The following is an 8,332-nucleotide window of genomic DNA, read 5'->3' as shown; positions in this document are numbered from 1 at the left end:
TCCTTTTATGTTCAGGCTCATCACGCAAACTTACAAGGTAATCGTCAATCGTTCGGCTTGCCTTTTCCAAATCAGCATACTCTTTTTTGAGATAGCGATATTCCTCATAGAGTTTTTCACGTTCCTCATACAACGCTTGCCTTTGACAGTCAAGCAAAGTTTCTGACGGAAATTTGCCGTCAGGATATAACGATTTTAATTGACTTCCAACGCTCTTGTACTCATCAAGTACGGGAGCGTTATTTTTTGCATAGTCTTTCTGCTTTCGTCCTGACAAAGATTTGTACTTTTCGTGATACGGCTTTGAACGCTGAAACTGCCGCACAAGTTCAATCTGTTCGGACAAATCGTTTATTTTATCGTCAAGATTTTCAATGCTTTGGGTAATCATTCCACGCCGAGCTATAACTGTCATAGCAGTCCCTTTCAGTTCCGATGTGCTGTGAACATTGTAGCTTTCAAGCATATTTATCATCTGTGCAACGTTCTTCATATTCTGAATGTCTGCCCAATACTGCAAGCCTTTAGATTCAAATCTTGACTTGTCAATTATCATCTTTCTGTGTGATGAGAACTGTTTGATTCTACGCTGAATATTCTCAGGCAGATAGTAATAGCCGAGTGTTTTAGCTCTTGCATACCGCTGCTGTCCCTGCATACGGAACTTTAAAGAAACAAGCTTATCCGGATTGTAAACAACCTCTATTCCGTTTAATCTGCATTTCTCAAAGAAGTCCTCAAACGTATCACATCGCTGAATAATGCAATCAAGTTCATAACGGAGTTGTGCTTTCCATGATGTACCTTGTTGCTGTTTCGACCATTCATAGTGCGAAACACCCTTGCCGATTTCTCCATACTCCACAACAGACAGTCCCATTTCCTTGCACACCTCGTCAGAAAGCTGACGGATTTTCTTCCATGCAGGATTGCGTTTCGTATCCATAAGCGTACCAAACGCTTTGTAATTCTCCATATTGGTCTTGCAAAAAATAATGTGATTGTGGATATGTTTAGTATCTGAATGCGTTGTAAGAACATATTTATATTTGCTCTGAAAGAGTTTATCGCAGAGCATAAGTCCTGCCTGATGCACCTGTTCTGCTGTAGCTTCATTCGGTGAAAAACTTTGAATAATGTGATAGCTTAGAACACTTCCCGTGTTTTTTCCGTATGCTCTGAGCATATCGAACTGATTTGAAATATCCTCAGCTGAACCTCTGCAACCGTAACAAGTTACACGCTCCGCTTTTTCGGGATTGGTTATATATTGGACGGATTTAGCTTCTGTAACTCGGATTGGATGGATTGAAGTTGTTGCCATAGCATCGCCACTCCCTCCTGCAATTCAAACAGTTCCTGTTTGTAAATACGGCTTGTGGAGTTTACTCTGTGAGTAATCTGATTGACATTGTTTGCAACACTCATAACTGACTGCCGTATTTTTTTCAGTTCCTCGTGGTCGTATTCAAGGTAAATTCCATTCACCACTTGCTGACGGAGATATGCACTAATAGAAGTCATTCCTGACAAATCAAAACGCTTTTCAAGCATATTAGCTTCTGATTCCGTCAGCCTGATTACATAACGCTTATCGACTTTTTCTCTTTTCATTCTGCGGTCTTACTCCTTATCGTTGGTTAATTTTTGCACCGTCAGGTGCTTTTTTCAGAGGGTCTTAGGGAAACTTCCCTAACAAGCTGATGATTGGCAGACGATCATTTTTTGACCGTTCGTGCCACATCATCGTTGCTTGCTACTCCCAATCAACTGTGTCAGCCGTAGGCTCTTTTTCGAAAAATCCCCCCTCATCTATAACGTAAAAAATCAGACGATACGCAACCGCTTTTTTGATATAAATTTATTATTTACAGAATATTAACATACAAAGTTCATTTTCACATTCATCAACAGGTTTTTTTGATATTGAATATGCTACAATATCTGTGGCTTAAATTTATGCAGATAATTAATAAACAATTGGACGTTCAAATTCGATTGAGAATACCGGTATTCATGATTCAGAAAGGAGTTCTGAACATGGATGTTACAGACAAGTTAGATATACTCTATGCCCGACGTTCCAGTGAGGACGGCAAGGACGGCGAGAGTATCGAGAATCAGGTTGCACTGCTGAAACAGTATGCAGCCGACAAAGGCTATTACAATATCAAAATCGTAACCGACGACGGATATACGGGTACAAACTTTAACAGACCCGGATTTCAGGAAGCATTTGTCCTTATTCAGCACAGACGTGTTGGGCGATTTATAGTGAAAGACCTGTCACGTCTTGGCAGAAACACAATTGAAGTTGGTCAGTATATCGGAGTAATTTTTCCACGATTTGGTGTAAAATTTATCTCCGTGAATGACGGTCCGGAATCCAGTGACCCTGACAGTCTGGTGACGCAGTTCAAAAACATCATGAACGAATATTATGCAAAGGATATTTCGGATAAGCAGAAGCTTTCCTTAAAGGCGAGAAGCAACAGCGGCAGACATATTGCTTCCACTCCTACATACGGATACAAGCTTGATCCAGATGATCGTCACCATTGGATCATAGATGAACCCGCTGCAGAAGTTGTAAGACTTGTGTTCAAATATTACAATGAGGGTATGCAGGTGTCAGAGATTGCTCGTATACTTGAGAAAGCAAAATATCCTGCACCGTCCCATTATCGTAACCGTGTTGTGAAAGGTTCAAGGACAGAAAAGAACCCATATCATTGGACAGGTAGCAGTATAACTGCTATTTTGAAACGTCAGGAATATTGTGGTGATACAGTAAATTTCAAAACATATCATACAAGCTTCAAAGATAAACAGGTTCGCTATCGTGATGAAGAAAGTTTTACGATTATCCCTGACACGCAGGAAGCAATCATATCCCGTGAGGAATACGAAAAGGCAAAGAAACGCCGCAAGTCTACCAAGCGTGTGATTCAAACCAGAGAAAAACATCTACTTGATGATATGGTGTTTTGTAATGAATGCGGCAAGAAAATGTATCTGAACTTCCGCAAATATGCAAGCGGGAACTGTTATGTTTACATTTGTGACAGCTATCGTAAAAAGAAGGGCTGTACTTCACACTATATACAGGAAGCAGAAGTGATTGATTCCGTTCTTAACGCTGTACGGAGAATCTTCGATATGTACAGACTGGATAAGAACGAGTGCAGACGTACTCTTGTTAGATGGATTTGTCAGCGTAATGAAATGAAAATCCGTGAAACCAATGAGCGAGTTAAGGCAATCACAGAAAGACTTGATACTATCAATAAAACGGAACAGGCTCTTTTTGAGCAGAAGCTGCAACAGGAGATTTCGCAGGAAACTTTTACGAATATCACCGTGAGCATGAATGCTGAATCAGAATCGCTCCGAAATGAATACGGAAATCTTCTTATTCTTCTTGACAGCTTCGATGACCAGAAAAAGAGTGTAGCCAATTTCTTGACCAAAGTAGGAACGTTTGCCGATACAGAAATCACCAAAGATGACAGATACATTTTAGAACAGCTTATAGAAAAGATAACAATTCAGGAAGTTGAAACGACTAACGTTTACAATAAACCGACAACAGAAATCAGAGTGCTTGTACATTTCGTTGACATTGGTTTAATTTAAGTTGCTGCACTTTGGTAACAAGTGCGACGATTCGGCGACAGTTTTCCAAAAACTATTGAAAAAAGTCCTCCTTTGCGCTATTCTAAATGATGAATAGCATATGGGAGGACTGATTTTTATGTATGAAAAAATCACAGCTTTGTACTGCCGTTATTCCCATGATGACGGACAAGAAACAGAAAACGCAAGCATTACGCATCAGAAATCTTTGTTGAAAGAATATGCCGAAAGTAACGGCTTTACAAATCTTCGCTATTACGTCGATGACGGATATACAGGGACGAGTTTCAGCAGACCTGATTTTCAGCGAATGATGGAAGATGTGGAAAATGGTATCATCGAAACAATTCTTGTGAAAGATATGAGCCGATTCGGAAGAAATTATGTCCTTGTAGGACAGTATGTGGAACTCGTTCTGCCGCAGTATCATGTCAGGGTAATCGGCATAACGGATAACTACGATTCTTATAGTACCGAAAATGACTTGTTTGCTTTTGAAAGTATCTTTGCAGAAATGTATGCAGCCGATATTTCCAAAAAAGTCACTTATGCAAAACACACGCTCGGAATGAACGGAGTAAAACTGAAATCCCGTCCGCTTTACGGTTACAAGCTGATTGACAATGATTATACCCGATGGGCAATTGATGAGAAATCAGCTGAAATTGTACGATTGATTTTCGATATGTTTCTGAATCAGGATATGTCCATCAATTCCATTGCAAAATATCTGAGAACGAATAAAATTCCCACACCAAGTGCGTACATGGGGTACAAATACACAACCGTCAATACTTCCTATGATTGGTGTTTTCAGATTGTAAGACGGCTGCTCGGATTTCAAGAATATTGTGGTGATACGGTCAATTTTAAGACAAAACAGATTTCTTACAAAATAAAAAAGCGATTATCCATTCCAAAAGAAAACTGGATGATTTTTGAGAATCAGCATCCTGCTATTATCAGCCGTGAAGATTTTGAAAGGGCAAGAGAAAAACTAAAAAATATATCACAGAATGCATTTTCAACATCTAATGAAAGAAAAAACGATACGTTTTTCAGGAACAAACTTTTTTGTGCCATGTGCGGTGGAAAAATGAGACGTGACAATGCAAAAGGGAAAATTTATTTTCAGTGTAAAACATATCTGATTTATGATCATTGTCAATCCAATCATATCACGGAAAACGACCTGCGGAGAATCGCACTTGACTATCTGAAACGGCTGCATATCGCCATAAAAACGGATAAAAGTGCCATCATTTCAAAACTTGGACTTGATAGAATGGCAGAAATGGAAAGTCAAATCAGTACAACAGAAAACCGGCTGAATGAAATAAGCGGGCTTCTGAAACAAATCTATGAACAGAAATTTCATGGTGAAATATCGGATTTGCAATTCAAAAGCGAATCAGAAACGTTAAGCCTTGAAAAAGAAGAATTACTCCGATATCTTTCAGATGTGACAGCGAAAATGTCGATGTTATGCAAAGAAAACGTATCGGCGGTAAAAATGCTTGACCAAATTTCAAGCTATTCGGAATCTGATTTTGATGTGCTGACGAAAAAAATGGTGGATACTCTGATTGAAAAAATCGTTATTGACAAGCCAATGGGACAGCGTGAAAAGAATTACGGAAAACGTATCATTGATATTTATGTGTACGAACTTGGCAATATTTCAAATCTGATTGATGTCAGATTCAAACCGTTTTCAGTACGTATCAAGGAAATTGCACCACAGCTTTTACTGGAAAGGCGTTGCGATATGGCAAATGTTATTGAAACATTGGCAACAAAACGAGGAAGTCTGAAAAATGCTCTTGCAGAAGAAGGAACAAATTTTCAGACTGTCATCATAGAAGTACGTAAGGAAATTATAATTGATTCCATTAAAAAGGGACTTACGATAAAGGAAATTTATCCTTTGCTCGGTTATCCTGAAACGTCAAATGTCTATTGGTTTTCAAGACGGTTTTTAGGGTTAGGTTTCAATGATTTTTATGATAAGATAAGGAATGATATGTGATATTTACTGCACCTGAACGAAGATGTTCGGGTGTATTTTTTGTTTCCAATTTAGTTCCACAAATAAAAAATCCATGATTATTTGGGAACTTGAAAAAAGTGTTGATTTGCTTTTTCGAAGCATTTGTGATATGATGATTACAGCAAATTGAATAGCCTGTCTGTAGATTCGGAGATGATGACATAGGCAGACCATACACCGACTTCAACACTCTGTATGCAGTTGATGAGGAAATCAGAAAACTGTTCTATCATCAGGAGTACGTCAGCAAGCGAGAAAGAAGAATGACTACTGTTTATTATGATAATATGTATATTCCGCCTGAGCAAGAAGATATTCAGTTGATTGCTCTGCAACAGGCACTTCTGAAACTTAAAAATCTGCATAAGGACAAATTTGAAGTCATAATCGGTTTCTATTACGGAAACTACAAAACAATCAAAGCATATGCTGTGAACTGCGGAATATCAAGACAAGCAATGTCAAAAAAGCTCCATAAGGCTTTGAAAATTCTTCGTTCGATATGCTTCGATGAGTTACGGCAACTTGAAAACTGAATATGAAGAACGCATAGTATTTTGATTGCTGCAATATGGTTACAAACGGCGACGATTCGGCGACAGTTTCTTTTTGCGGTTGCGTTTATTTCAGATCTGCGCTAAAATAGAAGTAGCAATTTTAAGCCTGTCGGCAAGGAGGAAAACTTATGCAGACAGGTAAAATTACTGCTTTATATGCCAGATTTTCTTTCGATGACGGAATCGACGCAGAAAGCGGAAGTATTGAGCATCAGAAAGCACTCTTGAAGAATTATGCTGAATCTAATGGTTTTACAAACCTTTCTTACTACGCTGATGATGGTTATACAGGTACAAATTTCAATAGACCGGACTTTAAGCGTATGATGAATGACATCAGAAACGGTTTGGTTGGAGCAGTAATCGTCAAGGATATGAGCCGACTCGGCAGAAATTATCTTATGGTTGGTCAGTATGTAGAAATTGAGTTCCCAAAGCACAATATCCGATTTATTGCGATAAGCGATAACGTGGATTCTGCCAAAGGCATGAACGATTTACTGCCAATTCACAACCTGATGAACGAATGGTACAGCCGTGACATCAGCAAAAAAGTGCGTGCAATGGTACGTCAAAAAGGAAACAGCGGTCAGCATATCACATCAAAACTGCCGTATGGGTATTACAATACGCCTGAGAACAAACAAACTTGGCTGATTGATGAGGAAGCTGCGGAAGTTGTCAGGGAAATTTTTGACTTGTATGTGCATCATGCAATGGGAACAAATCAGATTGCATTACAACTGCAAGATGAAAAACGAATCGGAATACAGTACTACCACAAAATTATAAAAGGGATTCCTATCACTGGTGAGAATATTTACTCGTGGTGCAGTGCCACTATTGTTTCCATTCTCAAACGTCAGGAATATGTCGGTGATACGGTCAATTTCCGCACTGAAATCACATCGTACAAGAACAAAAAAGTCATTTACAATGATGAGGAGAAAATCAAGATTTTTCCTGATACGCATCCTGCAATTATAAGCCGTGAATTGTTCCAAATGGCTCAGGACAGACGTGAAAAGACGATACGTCACCCATCAAGACCGCACAAGTATCTTTTCGGTGATTATCTGTACTGCATGGACTGTCATGCAAGAATGCACGGCAGACAGTGCGGAACGAAGCAAGAGGACATTCTCTATTGCTATGAATGCACAACCTACAGGAAAAGCAAAGGCTGTTATTTTCACGGTGTTCCTGAAAAATATCTTGAAGATGAGGTCTTGAAAGCAATTCAGAGGACCATCAGCAAGGCAAACTCCAATCCCGATGCATTTTACAAAACCATTCAGAAGAGTCTGGAAAAGAAATCTGATGACAGCAAAGCAGTTATTTCAGCTGAACTTGAAAAGTCACAGCTTCGTATCACAGAAATCGACAAGTATATTCAAGGCTTGTTTGAAGCAAAAGTCAGAGGTGAAATTGATGGTTCGCTATTTGCAAGCCTGAAAAAGACTTACGATGAAGAAAAAGAACAGCTTAATACTTTGATTGCTGAACTTATCGGCAAGTTGAATGAAAAGAACGAGTCAAACAATAAATTGAAACTATTTATGCAGGCAATCAAAAAATATGATGCCGTTACGGAACTCACTCCACAGGTGTTAGCCGACTTTATTGAACATATTGAGGTTGGCAAATGCCAGAACACCAGCAAAAAGTTGCCTCTCTCAAAAAGAGATAACGCAATTTCGGTGTTTTTCTGGGGTATCGGCATCTTTTAATTGGCAGAGAGAGAGTTCCCTAAGCGTATTACGACCAGTATTATGTTGAAGACGATCACGAAGCTATTATCCCAAAAGAGTTATTCCTGAAGGTACAGGAAGAAATCGCAAGACGAGGTTCGCAAGTTGACTGTATGGGGAGACGGCGAGGTTTTAGTTCCAAGCACTGCTTTACGAATCTGATGTACTGTGCCGAATGCGGAGAGCCGTTCCGCAGAGTGCATTGGAATAATCGTGGCTGCAAGTCTATCGTGTGGCGCTGCACTTCAAGGTTGGATAAAAAGGGTGAGTGTCATGCACGAACAATTTATGAGGATGTATTGAAGCAAGCCTTTGTCACAGCCTTAAATCAGCTTATT

General features: G+C 39.3%; 7 protein-coding genes and 1 pseudogene. 6 read left to right on the top strand and 2 right to left on the bottom strand.

The features are described 5' to 3' along the window. Together ACI4WO_RS06300 and ACI4WO_RS06295 are read right to left on the bottom strand one after the other, a co-directional pair. Positions 1 to 1,324, bottom strand: a 1,324-nt coding sequence (locus tag ACI4WO_RS06300; RefSeq protein ID WP_439806711.1) for a relaxase/mobilization nuclease domain-containing protein, incomplete at its 3' end; no start/stop codon positions are given. Beyond that, positions 1,264 to 1,614 (bottom strand): plasmid mobilization protein, encoded by a 351-nt coding sequence (locus tag ACI4WO_RS06295; RefSeq protein WP_439806710.1) that lies wholly within the window; start codon positions 1,612 to 1,614, stop codon positions 1,264 to 1,266. The genes ACI4WO_RS06295 and ACI4WO_RS06300, both read right to left, overlap by 61 nt. A 426-nt stretch (positions 1,615 to 2,040) precedes the next feature. Here ACI4WO_RS06295 and ACI4WO_RS06290 point away from each other — a divergent pair, with 426 nt between their 5' ends. The 6 genes and pseudogenes from ACI4WO_RS06290 to ACI4WO_RS06265 form a co-directional block, all read left to right on the top strand. Further along, positions 2,041 to 3,636: a recombinase family protein gene (locus tag ACI4WO_RS06290; RefSeq protein ID WP_439806709.1), complete on the top strand. Its 1,596-nt coding sequence runs from the start codon at positions 2,041 to 2,043 to the stop codon at positions 3,634 to 3,636. A gap of 118 nt (positions 3,637 to 3,754) precedes the next feature. After that, positions 3,755 to 5,665, top strand: a complete 1,911-nt coding sequence (locus ACI4WO_RS06285) for a recombinase family protein (protein ID WP_439806708.1) — start codon at positions 3,755 to 3,757, stop codon at positions 5,663 to 5,665. A 284-nt stretch (positions 5,666 to 5,949) separates the two neighbouring features. Further along, positions 5,950 to 6,222 (top strand): hypothetical protein, encoded by a 273-nt coding sequence (locus tag ACI4WO_RS06280; RefSeq protein ID WP_439806707.1) that lies wholly within the window; start codon positions 5,950 to 5,952, stop codon positions 6,220 to 6,222. Positions 6,223 to 6,371: 149 nt separating this feature from the next. Beyond that, a complete protein-coding gene (locus ACI4WO_RS06275) occupies positions 6,372 to 7,973 on the top strand; it encodes a recombinase family protein (protein WP_439806706.1) in 1,602 nt (533 codons plus the stop codon). Positions 7,974 to 8,017: 44 nt separating this feature from the next. Then, positions 8,018 to 8,077: pseudogene (locus ACI4WO_RS06270) on the top strand (hypothetical protein); the annotation flags it as partial. A 30-nt stretch (positions 8,078 to 8,107) separates the two neighbouring features. Continuing rightward, positions 8,108 to 8,332 (top strand): zinc ribbon domain-containing protein (locus tag ACI4WO_RS06265; protein WP_439806705.1); only part of this gene is annotated, 225 nt, incomplete at its 3' end.

It is taken from the genome of Porcipelethomonas sp., assembly GCF_051893655.1.
GTDB lineage: Bacteria > Bacillota > Clostridia > Oscillospirales > Ruminococcaceae > Porcipelethomonas.
The sequence above is the reverse complement of the archived record's forward strand: the minus strand, read 5'-3'. Positions and strand labels throughout refer to the sequence as shown.